Below are 17766 nucleotides of genomic sequence, written 5' to 3'. Positions count from 1 at the left end.
AGTGCAGGATGGCAACGTCAAACTGGAACAAATGGCTGCTGGGGCTTTCAATGCTGCCGCTTAGTGGTCAGGCTGATATCGGTAATACCCCGGTGATCGGTGGGCTGTTTAACTCAACTCAAGTGCTGAAAAATCAGGTCGTATCCTCACTGAGTTACTCGACCCGCTTCGCCCGCGACACGACGCTGTTTACCATTGGTGGCATGACATTGGATGCCTTTGTTTTAACGTTGCCACTCGACGGCGACACCAAAAAACGTGTTATCAGTCAGATTTCCAATCCGCAATACGCAATCCCACTGGGGTATTTTCTCTATCAGTATTATGACCGTTATACCGGCATCAGCAGTGAAGATACCTTCAAACGATATTTGCGCAATGTCTATGACGACCAAGCGCTGACGGGCTTTCAACACAGCTTGTTTCAACTCAGCGAAGAGGTCAAATCTGAGCAGAATAAGCATAAAAAAGATCAGGGCCATCAGCAGGGGATCAAAATTGACGATGATTTCTATGCGGCGATGGTCACCATCTACGATGCGCTGGTGGAAATTGGGGAGTGGCAGGATATGGAGCGTCTCCCCGAACAGTATCAGTACCTGTCAGACACCCCTCATGATCGCGAGTTAATAGCTAAGATCCAGCCTATTGTGGTTGGCCTGATGAGTCAGGCTGCTTCCGGCATGGAAGAGGGCGACATGAAACACGCGTTGCTGGCGGTGATCGAAGACGGCAGACCGGAAAACGCCGACAAAGAGAACAACAAAGCGCAGGCGCTGACCATTACCCTGATTGATTTTGTGCGCCTCAATGTGCTCAAAGCTTACCGCCAGTTCGTGTATCAGGATGAACGCCAGGTCGCGCTCAATAACTGGATGCAGGCTGCGTTCGATGATGAGCCGCAACAACTGATTGATTTTCTTGAGTCACAGCAACGGCGCCGCTTTGCTGTTCAGATCACCGTCGACGGCTTGCAGCAAGGGCTCGTTGAAGGCTTGGTGGATCCGAATAAACCGTTTATCCAGCACGTTTATCGTCAGTATCAGGCTCGGCAGGGCATGGAACCAAACATCCGCGCGATAGAGCCAGAACATCAGCAGGATATGCGTTTTGCGGAGGTGTTGTCGGAGCAGGTGTACCGCGATCCACACTATCTGCCCTTTTTTAAACGCCTGTACGCCGATCATCGTGATTCGATTGCGCGGGTCGGGATCTCATCGACGCCGACCATCAGTGTGCGCAATCTGCCGATCATAAAAACCGGTGCGAAGGTGTCTGGTGAGCACGGCACCGGTATCCCTAATTTCCATTTTGTTGACCGTCATGAAGATCGTGCTTACTACTTCTTCGGCAATGATGCGCTGCAACTCGACCGCATCATGCAGAAAAATCAGGTTCAGACGATGTTTGATCGACTCAATTACCTGAAAACACTAAACTGTAACGCGCAATACGACTGGAATGCGCACACCAGTTACGATGGCCTGGTGAACCTCGGTGTGGGGGAAGGTCTGCGGGATTTCGGTGAAAAGCGCTGTGTTCGGGAGCTTGAAAAACGGGCGGAAGTGGAGACGCAGTTGCGCCAACGCCGGGCCGCCCTGATCCGTAATATCCGTGATTACCAGAACATCTCCTACTGGACCTTCTACACCAAGTTCACCCGCAAGTGGAAGATTGAGCAGGATATCGAGCAGTACACACAACTGGATGGGCAGGGAATGCCGGATTACACCCTGATCTACAACCCCTGGCCGGATCATTTTGCCCACTTTGTTGGCCCGTTCAGTGATGAGATCATCATGCCGACCGGCGAGTTGAATCGTCTGGATTACTGGATTCGTCGGGTTGAAGAAACGTACAAGGATGCCGGAATTTATGGTCAGACTTTGTGGGGCATGGCCGGTGACCACGGTCTGGCGCCTGTCTATTATGCGTTGAACCCGGAAAACGTGGTGTTCCACGAACTGGAGCAGGAACTTGGTTATCCGCTGGTGGTGCGGAAAATTTCTTCTGACGAAGGCGAGGGCCCGAAAATCACCAACGCGCTCAATTATCCGAGCAACCAAGGGATTGATGTGGTGGTGGCGTCTACCGCCGGTGGCAACTTCATGCTCGATTTCTTCAACTCCGCATCGGGTTGGCAGGTACAACCTGTCTATTCTGAACTGACCACCTGGACGCCGAAACACAGCCAGGGGCAGCCTATCGATATTATGGCAGAAACGCTGGCGCGCCTCGGGGATACGCTCGATTACATGGCGGTGCGAGAAACGGCATGTGAGCCAGCGCGCTGCGAGACACGGCTGATCGGTCAGAGGGGTGGGAAGCGTCTGGATGAATGGGTGATTCGCGATGGCGATCGCTTGTTCTATCGCGCTGAGAATGGCAAGCCTCGTTTGTTGGGTATTGAGACGCTCAATCCGTATCTGACGCTGCCGGATGAGCGGGAGCTGGCGCAACGTAACTCGCTGCTGAAAAAATGTCTGTCTGCCGACCTGAATCACGTCAGCAGTTGGTGTCGTGCCGATGAGTGGCGAGAGCTGACGCGCTTTAGTAACCGTCCGGATTCGGTTGAACAGATTGCGGCTTTGTACGAAGAGGACCGGGCCGGAACGGTGAACCTGTTTCCACGCGAAGGTGTCGGCTACAACACCAAAGTGCCGGGGCGTCATGCGGGTGAAAGCTATCTGGAAAAAGACGCCTTTATCGGTTTCTGGGGCGCACCGATTGGTCAGCAGGTGACACCGATGACCAGCGAGGAGAACGGCTCTCTGGCCCCAACCATCTATGAGTATCTGACGGGAGAAACCGTGCAAGCGGGAGAAAATGGCTGGGGTTACCCGTCCTTACTGAATAAGTTGGATATTCAGCGTTAAGACAAGAAGCCAGGTGAACGCCTGGCTTTTTTAATGGTGTTGAAACCGGTTGTGACGAATGAACGCATCAATCTGATCGGTAACGTAATTGCTGTAAATCATGCTGGTGTGACTGTGTCGGGTGACCGCATGATCGGTCATACCCTCGATTTTGGTCTCCTCGACGGTGACGGTGCCGTCAGAGAGTAACGCGGTTCCCAGCAGAATCGGCCGGAAGCCAAACGGTAAGGTTCCGGCGATACTGCCGAGCTTTTGTGCAAACCGCCAATGATCGTCGTGCTTTTCCAGACCATAGAGTGTTGAATTGCCCAGCATGGCGCCGAGGCCGAGGTTCTGAATTTTCCCGACGATGGACGCGCCTCTGAGCGGTGAACCCAACGCCACCACATGGGAGATCAGCGACGTGGACGGTTGCCGTGAAGCCAGATAGTGTTTGATCATGAGTCCGCCGAGACTGTGCCCAACCAGTACGTTGGTTTGCGTGCGATCCAGCGCCATATCAATCGCTTTGAATACCTGGTCGTCGTTAATGGCCACTGTGTTGTAGCTGATCACCTGGGTTTGATAGCCCATCTTCTGCAATTTCTGGCTGAGCGGCTGCATGATAAAGCCATGCATGTATAAGCCGTGCAGAATGATGATTTTCATTGCGTTATGCTCCTTTGTCTGGCATCGGGATTACTCTAACCTGTTTAAATCTAAAAGAGAATATGGCCCTGACGTTTATCAGGGCCATTTGTTTATCAGCGCTTAGCGTTAATGATAAACGCGGCGCCAGCGCCGATAACCACCGACGATAACGAGGAGCAGCACCATCCAACTACTCAGGCTTCCCCCTCGGCCTCCAGAGTGGCTTGGTGCCGGTTGAGAGAACATAGGGTCGTGTTGATCGGCTCTGTTAGGACGGGCCGGCTGGTGCGCACGCTGGGTACGAGCCTGTTGCTCTTTTTCTACTCTCACCTGATTGCTGCGGCTGATGTTCAGTTGCTGGAACACATCTTCTTCGACTACCAGCAATGAGGTGTAGTCGGTCAGCAGCCCATAGTCGAGCGCGATGGTTTCAATCGCCTGCTCCCAGTCGGCATCGGCGGTTTCGAGATAGTCCATCTTGTGTTCAAGATCGCGGATCTTGGCAAATGCCCATAAGCGTTCCAGTTCGGGATTGTGTGTGGCACTGTCCGGCAGGTTTAGTGTGGTGCGGTACTTTCGCTCGATGCCACCGACCTTCGCGGTCAAGGTAATGGTGGTGTTACCCGGTTTAAAATAATGGCCGAACACACTCAGTTGCTCGCCACGGTAGAGGCTGCGGATCTGAGCGGGCGTCAAGTCAGTGATTCGGCGTCCGTCAATATCCAACTGCACATCCCGGTAGGCCTGATGGGTTAGTTTACTGGTGGCATTGATGATGTGACCAAGAATGTCATCGGCGTTCGACACACTGAGTGCAAATCCGTCGGACACTTGCGTCATGGGCTCCAACAGCGGACGGTTGGCGCTATTACCCATGATGAAGGTATACAGACGAATGTCGTGTTTTTGCATCAGCTTGAGGAAGGCTTTCTTTTCCGTCGTGCCGACATTTGCCACACCATCAGTCACCAACACCATCCCGGTGGTGCGATCGCGGTCTAATGATTGTGTCGCCTTCTCCAGACCATCGTACAAATTGGTACCACCGCCGGTCTGGGCCTCGATCACCGAGGTCATTGCGCGGTCAATGTTGTCGGATGTGGCCGCTAACCAGTTTGGTGTCAGCGTGTAGGCCCGGTTGTCGAACAGGATGATGCGAAAGCGATCATCACCGGTAAGTGTGCCAAGTGCCCGGCGAACCCCTTCCGCCAAAGTGGCGTATTTGCCCGCCATCGAGCCGGATTTATCCAATACGAAGACCCAGTCACGGCCCTGAACAATCGGTCCAAGATCATCGCCGGGGGTAAACGTCAGTTTGATGGTGCCTTTTTCACTTTGTGTTGGATCGCGATACGCGATCATATCAAGACGTCCGGGCAGGCCTTCCTGCAAGCGCCAGTAAGCGACGATATCCTGATCGAGACGAAACGCCGGATCTGGTGAGGTGCTTTCTGATGTTGCAATTTGATTAGCGAGGGTGGCAGACCAGACAGTTTGCTCGCCTTCCGGCGTTGAAGCAATGGATGCCTGAGGATGCTCGGGCAGACGCAGACCATCGACCGGATAAGTGGATTTAACCGTCAGTTGGAAGGAAAAGTCCTGCTCAACCTCATCGTTTCGGGTCCAGAACGCTTCCGCAATCTCATCCACACCCCCTTCTTCCATCGGGTACACATAGCGACCTACGCCATGGTCGAGCAGAGCGTCTTGCAGGTAAACCAGACGAATTTTAACCGTCTGTTTGGGTAACACAGGGAACACTTTTATTTCAAATGTTTTGAACTCGTTCTTTGTGGTCAACGCCGTCGAGCGGCCTTGCTCTTTTTGGGTTTGATAGATCTGTTCCGCGTCGTCTTTGGCGACCGCTTCGGCGACCACCGGCTGACCGTTAACCCAGTAAATGAATTCTCCGACAACCGCCTGCTCCGGTACCGGGAACGAGTACCGGGCTTCCATTTGCGTATTGTTCGGGTTGTAAAACACCTGTTCCACTTGGGTGGTTGCGTAGCCGTCTTCAATCACGACATTGACATGATGGGTCTGGATTTTCAGATCCTGATATTGACTGTTGACTGGCTTAAGCAAGCCGCTGGCAAGCGCGATCGGACTCAACAGGCCAGCCAAGAGCGTAAGACAGACCAAGCAGAATACGCGTGATAACGCGGTAAATGGTTGAACAACAGACATAGTGTGCCTCCTTTGCATCATGTGGCGTCGCGCCACAATCCTGATGTGGGGCAGCATGCATGTATGCGGCGACTTAGGAGAGCAAAAAGGCTCAGGTAACGGATAGTGTCACCTGAGGTTACGCCATTTACGACTTGGGCGTGCGCAGCAGATCGTCGAACAAAGGAAAGGTCCAGCGCCGCAGGCCAATCACCATGGATGTACCATGACGGTCATTGAGATCGAGTACTTCATCGGCTTTACAGCCGGCATAGAACTCATCCACCAACTTCTGAATCTTGTGTTGCAGCTTGTGGTTGCTTGGCAGTGACATCAAACCACTGCTCATCACCAGTTTTTCGTCATCGGCGGAGAAATAACTGTGGAAGAATTCGTTTTGTACCTGCTGCTGGAAGAAACACTGAATCGGTCCGCCCGGAACCCAACGGAAATCCGGTGAAATTTTCATCTTGATTCGGTTAGCGGGTAGCAGTTCAATCACGCCGAGTTTGTCCAGCGCCACCAGTTGCTGGATCAATTCAGGCTCGGAGAACTGATACTGACTGCGGATTTCTTCAAAGCGATAACCATTCACCACGCACACCGCAACCAGCAGCAGACCTTTATTCGCAACCAGCTGTTTCTCTTGTTCAAAACTCAGGGCGTCGAGTCCTTTCTCTGCCTGACTAGCCAGTTTAAACAGTTCACCCATTTCCAATCCGATTAACTGGCAGATGGCCGAAAGACGCTCGAGACTGATTTGGCTGCCTTCGGCCAGCAGGCGCTTCACCGACCCTTCACTGAGACCAAGGGCCGCCGCGATATCCTGATATTGGATGCCGTGGCCTTTGAGTTGCTTTTTCAGTTCGCTGATCAGTCGCTGGGTTTCAGTCATGCGCGTTTGCTTCGTGTTGGAGCTGATCTAAGAATAGCTGCATAAATGCTTTGCGTTTACGTGCCTCTGCTTTGGCGGCTTCGGTATTCATGGTGTCAGCAATGGCGAACAGCTTGGTGAAGAAATGATCCAGCGTAAAGCGGTTATCATTCGGGGGGCGCGTGTGACACAAGGGGTCGTCTGCGTTATACAGCGGACGCTGCAGAGCGGTGCCGACCTGAATGGTGCGTGCCACGCCTATTGCGCCGAGTGAGTCCAGTCGGTCGGCGTCTTGCACAATTTTCGCTTCCAGCGTGTCGGGGTGAATCCCCGCGCTGAAACTGTGCGCGCAAATCGCATGATGCACCGCTGCCAATAGTGACGGCGGATAATCTATCTGTTCCAAAAACGCCACGGCTTTGTCTGCTGCAATGGCCGAACTTTGTTTACGCTCCGGGTGATCTTTCGGATAGGTAAAGCAATCATGCAGGTAGGCCGCGGCGACCACTACCTGCGGATTGGCCTGCTCTTCGTCGCACAGCTGTTTTGCAGTCGCGACCACACGTTTTACGTGGTTCAGGTCGTGCGCGGCATCGGTCTGCATTTCTCGCTCGATGAACTCGAGCATCAAAGGTTCCAGTTGGTTGATGGACGTCATCAGTGGTTGGCCTTCCTTTAAGAAACAAACAGTGAACCGTGTGCGTACAACACGCCATGCCCGGCAACGATGACACGATCACTGCGAATATGACAGTACAGTACTCCTCCACGTTGAGAGGCCTGATAGGCGACCAAATCTGGCTGGTCGAGTTGTTCCGCCCAAAATGGCGCCAGTCCGGCGTGAATGGAGCCGGTAACCGGATCCTCGACGCCACCGTTGGCGGGCCAGAAGTAGCGTGAGACGAAATCGTATTCACTGCCTGCCGCGGTCACCACCACGTCATAGGGAGCGAGCTGTTTGAGGGTTTCACTGTCACTAACTACATCCAGTACCGACTGTTCGTTGTCGTAAACGGCGAAATAGGCTTGTTCGCTGCGCAGCACCTGTTGCGGGGCGATAGACAAGCCATCGAGCAGAGACTGTGGGATGTTGTCGACCGGCACAGGCGCCCGATTGGGGAAACTCATCACAATTCGGGCGCTGCTGTCTTGTGTCACCTGCAGCTCGCCAACGTTTAGCGTCGAAAAGGTGATTTTGCCCTGCACGTCAAAATGTTGAAACAACACGTAGGCGGAGGCGAGCGTCGCGTGACCGCAAAAGTCGATCTCCTGCAGGGGAGAGAACCAGCGGATCTGGTAGTGGTTGTTTCCCTGTGATTGGATGAACGCGGTTTCTGACAAGTTGTTTTCGGCGGCGATATGTTGCATCTGTTCATCGCTGAGCCAGTCGGTCAGCGGAACAACAGCCGCTGAATTGCCTTTGAAAGGTTCAGAAGTGAACGCATCAACAATGAAATATTCCAGTTCCATGGGGGTATCCTGTATCCGTGTAGCAGACCTCCAAGGTAACGATTTTTCTGCCAATTGAAAATGGGGCAGATGAAATAGTTGCGCCCCGGCCGGGGCGCGAAGAAGGGAATATCAGGTGTGCGGACGGGAAACTTCATCCACCAGATACAAAATAGACTGGTAGGGGATGCCACTATGGTGCGACAGACCAATCTCGCAGGTAAGGCTGTTGGAGAAGCCTCGGCTACAACCGGACGGTACCTGTTCTTTGAGCGGATGCACGGCGGCCGCATTCAGCTCCGGCGTGGTAAAGCCTTTGTCGCCGGCCCAGCCACAGCATTGAATGTGCTCCGGCAGCACCACCTCGGTGGCGCACGCTTGCGCCAAATTGAGCATGTCTGTTTCCAGCCCCATGCGGCGGGCACTGCACGTCACATGCAGCATCACGGTTTCCTGCTTTGGCGTGATGTCGAGATGTGGCAGCAGGTATTTGCTGACAAACCCCGTCGGTTCCAACACTTCCATCGGTTTGGTGAACAGTTCAATACTGCGTTTGGCGCACGGGCTGGTGTCCATCAGCACGGGATATTCTCCCTGTCGACACGCCTGCCACAAAGCGTCTTCCAGTTGTCTGGCTTTTGCGTTGGCGAGTTCGGTCATGCCCTTGCTGTCGTATGGCATGCCGCAGCACTGCTCGTTGAGTTCTCGAGGAATCACGACCTGATAACCGGCTTTGTTCAACAGAGAAAGCGTCACCTCGGTCAGTGGACGCTGATCCTGCGCACTGCTTTGCTGGCCCATGTTTCTAGTGGCACAAGAGGGCAGGTAGACCACTTTTTTCTCTGTGGCCGTTTGCGCTTCGATGGCTTGGCTGAGATCTTGGGTATTGGCTTGTGGCATCTCTGGCATCCACACCGGCGTGGCGCCTTTGGTCAGCTTGCGCAATCCGTTGGTGACCTTGCCGACACTGCTTTCACCCAGCACCTTAGTGGCCAGCTGATTGGTTTTCAGTCCGGCGCGAGCCAGTTTGGTTGTGGTTGCAAAATGCTCGGCTGTCCAACGCGCAATCGGAGTAAACTTCTGATATTTCGCGGTACGTAGCTGTTTCACCAGATCGCCGGTATTAATGCCTACCGGGCAACGTTCAGCGCACAACCCGGTGGCGGCACACGTATCCAAACCTTGATATTCAAACACCTGTTCCAGCTCAGAGGCTTCGACCTGTTCTCCAGCGGCGCGACGACGTTGCAGTTCACGATATAGTACGATGCGTTGGCGTGGCGATAGGGTGAGTGTCCGGGATGGACAAACCGGCTCACAGAAGCCACATTCAATGCAGCGGTCAACCAGTGGATCTGCCGCTGGCATCGGTTTGAGGTTCTCAATGTGCGCATGTGGGTTGCTGTTGATGATCACGCCGGGGTTGAGCAAGCCTTCGGGATCAAACAGGGTTTTGATTTGTTGCATCAGGGCATAGCCGTCTTTGCCCCATTCCAGCTCGATATAGGGCGCCATATTACGGCCAGTGCCGTGTTCGGCTTTCAGTGAGCCCTGGTATTTCACGGCCACCAGTTCGGCAACGTCATCCATAAAACCGCCGTAGCGGTCAATTTCTTCCTGTGAATCAAAACCCTGGGTGAAGACGAAGTGCAGGTTGCCTTCCAGGGCATGGCCGAAAATGATCGCTTCGCTGTAGTGGTATTTATCAAACAGCGCTTGCAGATCGCGCACGCCGTTGGCGAGGTTGTCGACCGGGAAAGCCACGTCTTCAATAATGACCGTGGTTCCAACTTCTCGTACGGCGCCAACGGCAGGGAACATACCTTTGCGAATGCCCCACAAGGTCGCGACGGTTTTTGGCTCGGAGGTAAACGGAACGGATTCAATAATGGTGTAATCCGTCAGTGATTGCATGATGGTCGCGCACTGCGCCGCCAACTCCACTTGCGTGCTGGCGTGAGATTCTACCAGCAGCGCTGCGGCTTCGAGATCCAGTGTCTGAATAAATTCGGGCATGCCGGGTTTGTCCGCGACGGAGCGCATTGCCCGGCCGTCCATCAACTCGACCGCCGCCACTGGCGTGTGAGAGAGAGTGGTGACCGCGCGGCTGGCTTCTTCGATATCGGCAAACACCAACAGGGCAGAGGCTTTGTGGGCGTGTTCAACGACGGTGTTGTAGGTGATTTCGGCGATAAAGCCGAGCGTGCCCTCTGAGCCTATCATCAGGTGCTCCAGTACTTCGATTGGATCCTGATAATCCACCAGCGCATTCAGGGCGTAACCTGTGGTGTTTTTCAGCCGGTATTTATGGCGGATTCGTTCGGTCAGTTCTCGGTTTTGTGCCGTCTGTTGGCACAGCTGTTCAATGCCCTCCAGCAGTTCTGGCCGGGTCGCTTTAAACGCGGCGATGCTTTCTGAGCTGGCGGTATCGAGCAAGGTGCCGTCACTGAATACAATTTTGATGCTGTCGACGGTACGGTACGAGTTCTGTGCGGTGCCGCAACACATGCCGCTGGCGTTATTGGCGGCGATACCGCCGATTTTGCAGGTGTTGATGGACGCCGGATCCGGGCCGATTTTACGTTGATAAGGTGCCAGGTATTTGTTGGCATCGGCGCCAATGACCCCTGGCTGAAGAATGATTTTTTCACCGTTATCCACGATCTGATGCCCACGCCAGTCGTCGGTCAGAGTCATGAGCACCGAATCGGACAACGCTTGGCCCGACAAACTGGTGCCGGCTGCGCGGAAGGTAAACGGCACCGCCATCTCGCGACAACTTTGAATGGCGAAGATCACTTCATCAAGCGATTTCAGGCGCAGAACGATTTTCGGCACCAGACGGTAAAAACTCGCGTCGGTGCCGTAAGCCAGACGTTTGGCTTCCTGAGTGACAATGCGCTCCCGGTCGATATTCACAGCAAGGATATCTTCCAGTTGTTGATACGTGGCATTTGATATTGTATTTGCCATCTATTGCTTCCTTGTGGTGATTACTGGTTAAACGGGGAAAGAGAAAGGTTTCCAGTAACAATGGTGCCACCGCCAGTGTGGCACCCTGAGCGAATTTAGCCCATGCTGACCAGCGACTCTCGGGTCAGTTCTGAGATGTTCTTCGCACCCGTGAGTGTCATGGCGACGCGCATTTCGTTGTCGTACAGATCGAGCAGGTTTTCGACCCCAGCCTGACCTTGCGCAGCCAGCGCGTAAACAAAGGAGCGGCCCAGTAAGGTACAGTCTGCGCCGAGCGCCAGCATGCGAACCACATCCAGCCCGGTGCGAATACCAGAGTCGACCAGAATTTTCAGATCGCCTTTGACGGCATCCGCGATGTCCGGCAGCGCACGGGCGGTCGAAAGCACGCCGTCTAACTGACGGCCGCCGTGGTTGGATACCACAATACCATCCGCGCCGAATCGCACCGCGTCTTTTGCGTCTTCCACATCCAGAATCCCTTTGATGACCATAGGGCCATCCCAGAAATCCCGGATCCATTCCAGATCTTTCCAACTGATGGACGGGTCGAAGTTTTCTCCCAGCCAGCCGATGTAATCTTCCAGCTTAGTCGGTTCACCGCGATAGGCGGAGATGTTGCCGAGATCATGGGGTTTGCCCAGCAAGCCAACATCCAGAGCCCAGCTTGGATGACGCATCGCCTGGAAAACACGGCGCATCGCCGCGTTTGGCCCACTCATACCGGAATGCATGTCGCGGTAACGTGCGCCGGGGACCGGCATGTCGACGGTAAAGACCAAGGTGGTCACCCCGGCGGCTTTGGCGCGTTCGAGCGCATTTTTCATAAAGCCGCGATCTTTTAACACGTACAACTGAAACCACATCGGCCGCTCAATTGCAGGTACCACCTCTTCGATCGGGCACACTGACACGGTCGACATGGTAAATGGGATGCCTTTGTTGGCCGCGGCTTTGGCGGCCTGCACTTCGCCGCGGCGCGCATACATGCCGGTCAGGCCAACGGGAGCCAGTGCGATCGGCATCGACAACGACTCGCCGAACAGCTCGGTTTCCAGACTCAGATCCGACATGTTTTTGAGTACCCGCTGACGCAGCGCAATATCGGATAAATCTTCGGTATTGTGGCGTAAGGTATGCTCTGCGTAAGATCCGCCATCAATGTAGTGGAACAAAAACGGTGGCAGTTTGGCCTTGGCGGCTGCGCGGTAATCAGTAGAAGCAGAAATAATCATAGAAGTCGGTCCTGATATGAGAATGTTTTGTCCCCTTGAGAGGGCGTCTTTAAGCGAGTCGGGAATGGCGCAATGACCGGTTATGCGTTACCTGAAGTAACAGCACGTACTTGTCGGTCTGGTCACCGCGCCACATCGGGAACAGGTTTGAGCCTGCGTTAATCGGTTCAGTTCATCAGTGCGTCAGTGACGTGGAATCCGTAGATCACGACCAGACCAATCACGCCCGTTACCAAAAGATAGTAGAAAGTCGGGATGATGGTTTTGCGCAGCGTCGCACCTTCCCGGCCGAGCAGGCCGACTGTGGCGGAGGCCGCCACCACATTGTGGATGGCGATCATGTTACCGGCTGCCGCGCCCACCGCCTGCAGAGCGACCACCACGGCACTGGAAATGCTGAGTGTCTGTGCCACTTCAAACTGGAACTGGCTGAACATCATGTTAGAGACGGTATTGGAGCCCGCGATAAAGGCGCCCAGTGCACCGACGGTCGCACTCAGTGCCGGAAACGCGTCTCCCACCAGCCCGGCGGCGAAATTGGCCGTTGTGACGGGCATGCTTGCCAGATCCGCACCGTTCACGCCTGAGTTGATAAAAATACGCACCATAGGAATGGTGAACACCAAAACAAAGCCGGCGCCAATCAGTGTTTTACTCGATTCGCCAAAAGCCTTGGTTAGCGGTGCGGTGCTACGTGATTGCAAAAGCACGGCCAGCAACGCAACAAACACCAGAATACCTCCTGGCAGGTACAGAGGTTGAATGGCACTACTCACGCCAGTCTCGCCGAGAATATTGTCAAATGAGAGCGCGACACCGGTGAGTAATCCTTTGAACTCTGAGTTGACGCGGCTGGCGACCAGAATCACGGCCAGTAGGACATAAGGCAGCCAGGCCATTACCATGCTCATGGGCTTCTGAGTGCTGTCAGCCAGATCGACTTTGAGCGAGCCCAGCCACTCCGTTGGCCATAGCTCTTCTTTTTCAAAATCCCAGGTCGATTTGGGAACCAGAAAGCCGCGTTTAGCTGCCGAGACCACTACGGCGAGGCCGACCAGTCCGCCAATCAGTGAGGGAAATTCTGCACCGAGGAACACGCCGGTCAGGGCGTATGGAATAGTGAAAGCGAGACCTGCAAACAGCGCGAACGGCAGAATATCGAGCCCTTCGGTCCAGCTTTTGTTTTTGCCAAAGAAGCGAGTCAGCATCATGGCCATCAGGATCGGTATTAGTGTGCCCACTCCGGCGTGGATCAGGGCAACGTTCGAGGTAATTTGTTGCAGATACGCATCCCAGTTTGAGCCGTGAGCGAGCAGATTTTCACTGATATTGTGTGTATCCAGACCTTTGTTCACTCCAACGATGATCGGCGTGCCCACGGCGCCAAATGACACTGGCGTTGACTGGATCATCATGCCCATCAGCACCGCAGCCAGAGCAGGGAAACCGATGGCCACCAATAATGGCGCTGCGATTGCGGCTGGCGTGCCGAAGCCAGATGCGCCCTCAATGAAAGAACCAAAGCACCAGCAAATGATGATCGCCTGAACACGACGGTCGGGTGAAATATTGGTAAAGCCATTGCGAATGGTCGCGATGGCACCCGTGTGTTTGAGCGTGTTGAGCAAAAAAATCGCGCCGAACACAATCCACAATACGGAGACGGTAATGATCAGCCCCTGAAATACAGAAGCGAGCACGCGGTTGGCCGACATGTCCCAGAACAGCAGGGCAATCACGACAGTCAGGGTAAAGGCGACAGGCATAGCCTTCTTCGCCGGCCAGTTGAGGCCGACGAGTAAAATAGCAGCGACCACAATGGGTGAGAACGCCACTAAAGCTAACAATGTTTCGGTCATTGGTACTTCCTCGTACAAGTTCAATGTTCCCTATCAGGAATCGATGATTTGTTGTGGTTTTTATAATTGTGTTATTTGTGTTAATTCGGCGTGAATTTACCCCTTTCTTTTTTGGTGATATAGGGAAATAATGAAAATAATTAGTTCCAAAAATCACATAATAAGATGCGTGCAGATGATTTAATCCTGTTTTCTCAGGTCGTAGAATTGGGCAGCTTTAGTAAGGTGGCTGAGCAAAATAACCTTACAAATTCAGTAGTTAGTAAAAGAATTGCGCGTCTGGAGGAAGAAATAGGCGTGCAATTATTATATCGGACAACGCGTAAATTAACCCTGACCGAAGCGGGCAAGGCGCTCATCCACGGGGCGAAAAATGTGAAGCAAGCCACCCAGGAAGCTATGGACGCGGTTGCAGGGTTTGGCGAAAGTCTGAGCGGTCACATCAAAATGTCGGTGCCGAGCATTTCCGGCGATCTGATTCTGGCCGATGCGGTGGCGGAATTTTGTAACCAGCATCCGGGACTGAGCGTCGATATGTCACTCGACAACCGCTTCGTGGATCTGGTGGAAGGTGGATACGATCTGGTGATCCGGACCGGTTATTTGGAAGACTCCAGCCTGATTGCCCGGCACATACTCGACTCCCAGTGGGTGGTGTGCGCCTCGCCATCCTACATTGCCCGGCACGGAAAACCGCTTAAGCCGCAGGATCTGACCAGACACAACTGTTTGCAGTATGCCTATCAAACCACGGGAGCCAGCGAATGGGAATTCAAAGCAGACAAAGGCAACTATATTGTGCGGGTGGCGGGCAGTTTCTCGACTGACAACGCCACTGCTCTGCGCAAGGCGGCACTGGGCGGGCATGGCATTGCCTATGTGCCGCGTTGTCTGGTTTACCATGATTTTCGCAACGGGCAATTGGTGGATCTCTTCCCTGAACTGGTGGGCAAAAAACTTGGTATTTATGCGGTTTATCCGTTTACCCGTCAGCCGCCGCAGAAAGTGAAGTTACTGATTGAACACATTCGCACTCGCTATCTGGCGATCTCTCATTATTTCTAAACGGGTATCACAGCTATACAAAAGCGGAGCCGAAGCTCCGCTGTTTTCTTTTTTAGATTAGCTGACTTTAAACGTCGCCACTTTGGCGTTAAGTTCGTCGGCCTGATTTTTCAATTGTGTGGATTGCTGCAGGGAGTCTTCTGCGCCGATCACCAGTTGATCAGTCACGTCTTTAATGGACGTCACGTTCTGGGTGATCTCACTGGTGACATGGGTTTGCTCTTCGGCGGCGGTGGCAATCTGTGTCGCCATATCGCTGATCAGCGCGACGGCGGTGTTGATTTCATCCAGTGCCTGCGTTGCACGGTCCGCATCTTCCACCGAGCCCAGCGCCAGTGAAGAGCTGCTTTCCATCAGAGTAACGGCTTTTTGCGTGGTATGTTGCAGGGTATCGATGGTGGACTTAATTTCCTCGGTGGAGGTGTGAGTTCGCTGGGACAACACACGCACTTCGTCAGCAACCACGGCAAAGCCACGGCCTTGTTCCCCGGCACGTGCCGCTTCAATTGCAGCGTTTAGCGCCAGCAGGTTGGTCTGTTCGGCGATACCCTGAATGGTCGACAACACCGTCGAAATATCCTGCGCGTGTTGGTTAAGCTCGCGGATGACGTTGCTTGCCTCGTTCACTTCATTGGCCAGATTGTTGATCGAACCTTTGGTGTTGACCACCAGATCGTGACCGTTCTGGGTACTGTGTGAAGAGTCTTGCGCGGCTTTCGCGGTTTGCTCTGCGTGTGAGGCGATTTCCTGAGTGGCGGACGCCATTTCGGTGACCGCCGTGGCGACCATGGCAATTTCTTGTTGCTGGTGGTTGAGTTCGTTGACCGACTGGTTCGCGCGTGATGTGCTGATGTCAGACTGTTGATTCAGATCCTGCGCCTGGCTGCGGATGTGGCCAATAAGCTGCTGCAAGCTGGCCACGAACTTATTGAAGTTCTCCGCCAGTTCACCCACTTCGTCGTGGTTTTCAACGTCGATTCGGCGGGTTAGATCGCCGTTACCGTTGGCAATCTGAGACAATGCCTGGGAAACGTTGTAGAGCGGACGGAAGAGGATGTTACACAGCAAATTGAACAGCGCCACACAGATAACGACCACAAGACCGGTCGCGATCACTTGGCCCCAAACCGCATCGTACAGCGGTGCAATCAGCGAGTCGTGGCTGATCACTGTCACCGTAGTCAGCTTGGTGCCTTCAATCGCGTCGGCGTAGATCACGTAATCGTCGCCGTTGAGCGTGACTTTGCGGTCATGCGCATCGCGGGCGATGCTTTGAATATCGGCGTAATTCAGGCCAAGTTGACTCACCGGCTGATTGAGCAGCTTGGTATCCGGGTGCGAGAAAATCTTGCCCTGATCGTTGGTAATGAACATATATCCTTCGCCCGGAAGAATCACTTTGCTCATACTGTTCAAAATGTCGCTGATCTCAACGTCAGCGCCGAGCACCACTTGCTCGCCGTGCAGACTGAGCGCTTTACCCAGCGAGACCACGTTAGCACCGGTTGCCGCAGCAACGGTTGGGTTGTCCATGAAGACTTTGCTTGGGTTAGCAACCGCATTGGTATACCAGCCCCACTGGCGTGGGTCATCGTTACCCGGTGGCAGGATTACGCCGTTGGCGTTGTCCTGAGAGCCATCCGGATACGCCAGAAAGACATTGTCAAACGCCGCGGAATCACGTACTTGTTTCAGATGTGTAACAATGGCCCGTTTTTCGACATCCGGTGAAAGGGACGTCAGTGCGCGCTCTTTCGATAGCAGCCAGTCACTCACGTATTGGTTGTATGACGCACTGGTACTTTCCAGACGTTGCTCGACTTCGACGTCCAGGCGCTGCAGTGAATCCCGAAAAGACAGACCTTCAACCAGCAATCCCCCGACAATAATGGCTGCACTGGCAGAGATGGCCAATTTGTTTTTCAAAGAGAGTTTCTTAAACATAGGAAACCTTATTCAATTGTTATATTAGTTGTGTTGCAATGGTCATTGCTCTGTCATTATATTTTCATGCTCGAAATAAATGCTGATTTATCTCTCGGATTTGCTCTCCATGTCAGATTTTCTGAGCGGTAGATATAAAAAAGAGCGCATAATACGCTCTTAGTGTAGGCGACCGTTTCAGGCTCAAACTGGAACGATCTAACATTTTTGGCTGCAAAATCCGTGATGCGTTTAGCGCAGCTTGAATGACGTCAGCGATTCGCCAACGATACGGTTGTCCGCTGAGTAAGGAAATATCACTTCGATGGTGATGCCATTCGGATCACGCACGAAGAGCTGATGTTCCTGCAGATCCGGAACGATGCGCTCCTGAAAACGCACGTGACTCAAGCGGCTTAAATGGCGTTGCATCTTATTCAGTTCGGTGCCGCGCAGCGCTATATGGTCAATGGCACCAGAGCCGTTCATGTTGGTGTGTTCCCCCAAATAGTGATTCAGTGCACCCACGGCCCGGTCATTCGGCTGGTAAACCAGGTGAAGAATCGGCTCTGCGCCTGCGTAAAGCCAGCGGCCAGGGAACCCAAAGTTGGGACGCTCCCCCACCTCCAGTCCAATCACACGTTGATAAAACTCCGTGGTCTCTTCCAGCAGCGCAGTACGAATCGTAAAGTGATGCATTCCCTGTATCTGCATGG

General features: G+C 53.6%; 12 protein-coding genes. 2 read left to right on the top strand and 10 right to left on the bottom strand.

All coding sequences use genetic code 11. From position 1 onward, the window contains the following. Window positions 1-8 precede the first annotated feature (8 nt). Entirely contained in the window at window positions 9-2876 is a 2868-nt protein-coding gene (locus tag CAG64_RS10765; protein ID WP_161488253.1) for an alkaline phosphatase family protein, read from the top strand. Window positions 2877-2906: 30 nt separating this feature from the next. On the opposite strand, the gene CAG64_RS10760 is transcribed toward CAG64_RS10765, so the two are convergent. The 8 genes from CAG64_RS10760 to CAG64_RS10725 form a co-directional block, all read right to left on the bottom strand. Beyond that, entirely contained in the window at window positions 2907-3524 is a 618-nt protein-coding gene (locus tag CAG64_RS10760) for an esterase/lipase family protein (RefSeq protein WP_161454546.1), read from the bottom strand. A gap of 108 nt (window positions 3525-3632) precedes the next feature. Further along, window positions 3633-5693, bottom strand: coding sequence for a VIT and vWA domain-containing protein (locus tag CAG64_RS10755; protein WP_161488252.1), 2061 nt, complete (start codon window positions 5691-5693; stop codon window positions 3633-3635). Between the two features lie 127 nt (window positions 5694-5820). Next, window positions 5821-6567, bottom strand: a complete 747-nt coding sequence (locus tag CAG64_RS10750; protein ID WP_161488251.1) for a helix-turn-helix domain-containing protein — start codon at window positions 6565-6567, stop codon at window positions 5821-5823. Continuing rightward, entirely contained in the window at window positions 6560-7204 is a 645-nt protein-coding gene (locus tag CAG64_RS10745) for an HD domain-containing protein (RefSeq protein WP_021706365.1), read from the bottom strand. The genes CAG64_RS10750 and CAG64_RS10745 overlap by 8 nt, the downstream gene beginning before the upstream one ends. A gap of 17 nt (window positions 7205-7221) precedes the next feature. After that, a complete protein-coding gene (locus tag CAG64_RS10740) occupies window positions 7222-8016 on the bottom strand; it encodes a PhzF family phenazine biosynthesis protein (RefSeq protein WP_161488250.1) in 795 nt (264 codons plus the stop codon). Between the two features lie 111 nt (window positions 8017-8127). After that, window positions 8128-10968: an FAD-binding and (Fe-S)-binding domain-containing protein gene (locus tag CAG64_RS10735; protein WP_161488249.1), complete on the bottom strand. Its 2841-nt coding sequence runs from the start codon at window positions 10966-10968 to the stop codon at window positions 8128-8130. A 95-nt stretch (window positions 10969-11063) separates the two neighbouring features. Continuing rightward, window positions 11064-12203: an FMN-dependent L-lactate dehydrogenase LldD gene (gene lldD, locus CAG64_RS10730; protein WP_021706362.1), complete on the bottom strand. Its 1140-nt coding sequence runs from the start codon at window positions 12201-12203 to the stop codon at window positions 11064-11066. Window positions 12204-12370: 167 nt separating this feature from the next. After that, a complete protein-coding gene (locus tag CAG64_RS10725; RefSeq protein WP_021706361.1) occupies window positions 12371-14062 on the bottom strand; it encodes an L-lactate permease in 1692 nt (563 codons plus the stop codon). Window positions 14063-14227: 165 nt separating this feature from the next. Between CAG64_RS10725 and CAG64_RS10720 the strand changes: the two genes are divergently transcribed. Beyond that, window positions 14228-15127, top strand: a complete 900-nt coding sequence (locus CAG64_RS10720; protein WP_021706360.1) for a LysR family transcriptional regulator — start codon at window positions 14228-14230, stop codon at window positions 15125-15127. 57 nt (window positions 15128-15184) lie between these two features. On the opposite strand, the gene CAG64_RS10715 is transcribed toward CAG64_RS10720, so the two are convergent. Together CAG64_RS10715 and CAG64_RS10710 are read right to left on the bottom strand one after the other, a co-directional pair. After that, window positions 15185-17071, bottom strand: coding sequence for a methyl-accepting chemotaxis protein (locus CAG64_RS10715; protein ID WP_161454554.1), 1887 nt, complete (start codon window positions 17069-17071; stop codon window positions 15185-15187). Between the two features lie 231 nt (window positions 17072-17302). Next, window positions 17303-17764: a VOC family protein gene (locus CAG64_RS10710; RefSeq protein ID WP_161454555.1), complete on the bottom strand. Its 462-nt coding sequence runs from the start codon at window positions 17762-17764 to the stop codon at window positions 17303-17305. Window positions 17765-17766 lie beyond the last annotated feature (2 nt).

Origin of the sequence: Vibrio sp. V38_P2S17PM301 (assembly GCF_009904845.1) — a bacterium.
Lineage (GTDB): Bacteria > Pseudomonadota > Gammaproteobacteria > Enterobacterales > Vibrionaceae > Vibrio > Vibrio proteolyticus.
This window is presented reverse-complemented; position numbering and strand designations above follow the sequence as displayed.

Coding starts and splice junctions, on each gene's coding strand:
- CAG64_RS10760 (WP_161454546.1), bottom strand. CDS start 3,524: ATGAAAATCATCATTCTGCACGGCTTATACATGCATGGCTTTATCATG.
- CAG64_RS10740 (WP_161488250.1), bottom strand. CDS start 8,016: ATGGAACTGGAATATTTCATTGTTGATGCGTTCACTTCTGAACCTTTC.
- lldD (WP_021706362.1), bottom strand. CDS start 12,203: ATGATTATTTCTGCTTCTACTGATTACCGCGCAGCCGCCAAGGCCAAA.
- CAG64_RS10710 (WP_161454555.1), bottom strand. CDS start 17,764: ATGCAGATACAGGGAATGCATCACTTTACGATTCGTACTGCGCTGCTG.
- CAG64_RS10720 (WP_021706360.1), top strand. CDS start 14,228: ATGCGTGCAGATGATTTAATCCTGTTTTCTCAGGTCGTAGAATTGGGC.
- CAG64_RS10725 (WP_021706361.1), bottom strand. CDS start 14,062: ATGACCGAAACATTGTTAGCTTTAGTGGCGTTCTCACCCATTGTGGTC.
- CAG64_RS10765 (WP_161488253.1), top strand. CDS start 9: ATGGCAACGTCAAACTGGAACAAATGGCTGCTGGGGCTTTCAATGCTG.
- CAG64_RS10715 (WP_161454554.1), bottom strand. CDS start 17,071: ATGTTTAAGAAACTCTCTTTGAAAAACAAATTGGCCATCTCTGCCAGT.
- CAG64_RS10735 (WP_161488249.1), bottom strand. CDS start 10,968: ATGGCAAATACAATATCAAATGCCACGTATCAACAACTGGAAGATATC.
- CAG64_RS10745 (WP_021706365.1), bottom strand. CDS start 7,204: ATGACGTCCATCAACCAACTGGAACCTTTGATGCTCGAGTTCATCGAG.
- CAG64_RS10755 (WP_161488252.1), bottom strand. CDS start 5,693: ATGTCTGTTGTTCAACCATTTACCGCGTTATCACGCGTATTCTGCTTG.
- CAG64_RS10750 (WP_161488251.1), bottom strand. CDS start 6,567: ATGACTGAAACCCAGCGACTGATCAGCGAACTGAAAAAGCAACTCAAA.